General features: G+C 27.0%; 1 protein-coding gene. It reads left to right on the forward strand.

The genetic code is table 11. From position 1 onward, the window contains the following. Positions 1-12: 12 nt before the first annotated feature. The coding region (locus tag CQA75_RS08775; protein WP_171000106.1) for a type VI secretion system Vgr family protein at positions 13-2,369 on the forward strand (2,357 nt) is incomplete at its 3' end.

The following is a 2,369-nucleotide window of genomic DNA, read 5'->3' on the forward strand; positions in this document are numbered from 1 at the left end:
TAAGGAGAAAACATGCCCCCAAATTCCTTTATGAATCTTAATATATTAAATTCTAATTCATCTTCCAATCCCCTACCCTTTAAAATCACTAAAGCCATCATCAAAGAAAGTCTTGAAGAACTTTTTTCTATAGAATGTGAAGGTTTTTTTGAAAGTTTAGATGAAAGCTTATTTAATCTAAGTCAAGATTTTAATTTTCACCCTAATGTTTTAATCGATCAAGAAGCCATTTTAAGTATTCATAATCCTTATGAAAACAATACTTTAAATTTTGACACAAATGAAGTTAAAAATTATAAAGGAATTATCACTTATATAAAATATCTAGGCATTAATCATGAAAGTGCATCTAATATCAATGATAACTCCTCAAATACTAAACAATTAAAATACAAACACTTTTTTTCTTTTAAACTAGAATCTGTTTTAAAAAGACTTTCTTTAAATAAAGCCAATCGTATTTATACTCATACTAATATTATAGAAGTGATCAAACAAACCCTTAGTTTTTATCAAGATATATTACACAAGCAAATTGATTATTCTAATATACATTTAAATTATGAAGAGCAAGAACTCATCTCTCAATACAATGAAAGTGATTTAGAATTGATCACAAGATTAAGCCATAATAATGGAATATTTTTTTATGAAGATGAGAATACTATTTATTTTTGTGATGTGTATAAAAATACAAAAACTAAAGAGATAGAATATAATCCTAATATCAATAATACTCTAAATCAAACTTGTATTTCTTCTATCTATAAAGAACAAAGTTTAAGAACTAATTCTTTTACGCATTCTAGTATCAATGCTAACACTCCTTTAAATCTTTTATCTTTACATTCTAATAAAGTTGCTTACGAACAAGAACTTAACAATAAAGCTTATTATAATGAACACTCTTATGAAAGTGAATATTCTTTTACAAAGAATATTGATTTAAAAACCAAACCTACTGTTAAAGAAAAAAGAGCTTTAGTCTTAAATGAAAGCTTCTTAGCAAAAAGTAATATTTATCATCTTAGCTTAGGAGATTTTATCACTTTAAATTATAATCAAAAAGCTAATTCATCCAATTTACTTAAAGACTTTATTATTATTGCTAATACTCAAATTTTAATTGATGATGCTATCTTAGCTAATTCTATTGATACGAATGATCATTTAAATTTAAAAGATTTAAATTTAAGCAAATCTTATTCTAACACTTTAACTTTATTAAAAAAGAATATTATCTTTACTCCAAGCTTTAAAGCTAAACCTAAAGCTCCTAATAGCACTCAAGGTATTGTTATAGGAGAAAGTAAAGATATAGAAAGTGAAAGAAATACTATTTATACTGATGAGTATGGAAGGGTTAAAGTAAGGATTAATCTTTATGCTAATCAAGAAGAATTAGATGAAAAAGAAAGTTTATATCATCACACTCCTTTTTTAAGAGTAGCTTCTAGTATAGCAAGTAATCATTCAGGTTTTTATCATACTCCAAGAATTGGAGATGAAGTGATTATTTCTTTTTTGGATGATGATATAGATAAACCTTATGTAAGTGGAAGTTTGTATAATGGGACTAATCCAAGCTTAGTCAATCTTCCTTTTAATGATCATCAAACCTCCCTTTCTTCTAAAACTATAGGTGTAAATGAAGAAGGCTTAAATGAACTCACTCTTTCAAATATAAAAGATAAAGAACAAATTTATTTAAAAGCCCAAAAGGATTATGATGAATTAGTACAGCATAATTTCACTCAAAGAATTTTAAATGATAAAGATTCTATGGTAGATGGAATTTATAATGAAAGGATTAAAAAAGTCCATACTCAAACCATAGACTTAGCTAAAAATGTCAATGTAGGAGGAGAATATTTAACCAATGTAGCTCTTTCTAAAGATACCATAGTAGGGTTAAGCAATACTTTAAATGTAGGAGTGGATAATAAAGTAAGAATAGCAAAAAATTCAAGTGAATTTGTAGGAGAAAACAAAGATATAGAAATAGGATCTAATCAAAATACTATCATACATAAGGATGAGATAAAGAATGTGAAGGGGAATAGGAAGGAAGTGGTTGAGGGGCATTGGGAGCTTCATACCAATAAAGGAATAAATTATCTTAGCGAAGAGCACTTAAATATACAAGCACATAATTACATAGATATACATACAGAACAAAATTTAAGCACACAAACTAAAAAACAACATACAGAACTTGCAGAATCTAAATATAGTAATTATCAAACAGATTGCGAAGTAAAAGCGGGTAATCAAATCCTCCATCAAGTAGGCGATACTCAAATTGTTACTAAGGGAGATTGTGTGATTATTAAAGCAGGTGGAGTAGAAGTGACCATAGACTCTAATGG

The organism is Campylobacter taeniopygiae, from assembly GCF_005406225.1.
Classification (GTDB): domain Bacteria; phylum Campylobacterota; class Campylobacteria; order Campylobacterales; family Campylobacteraceae; genus Campylobacter_D; species Campylobacter_D taeniopygiae.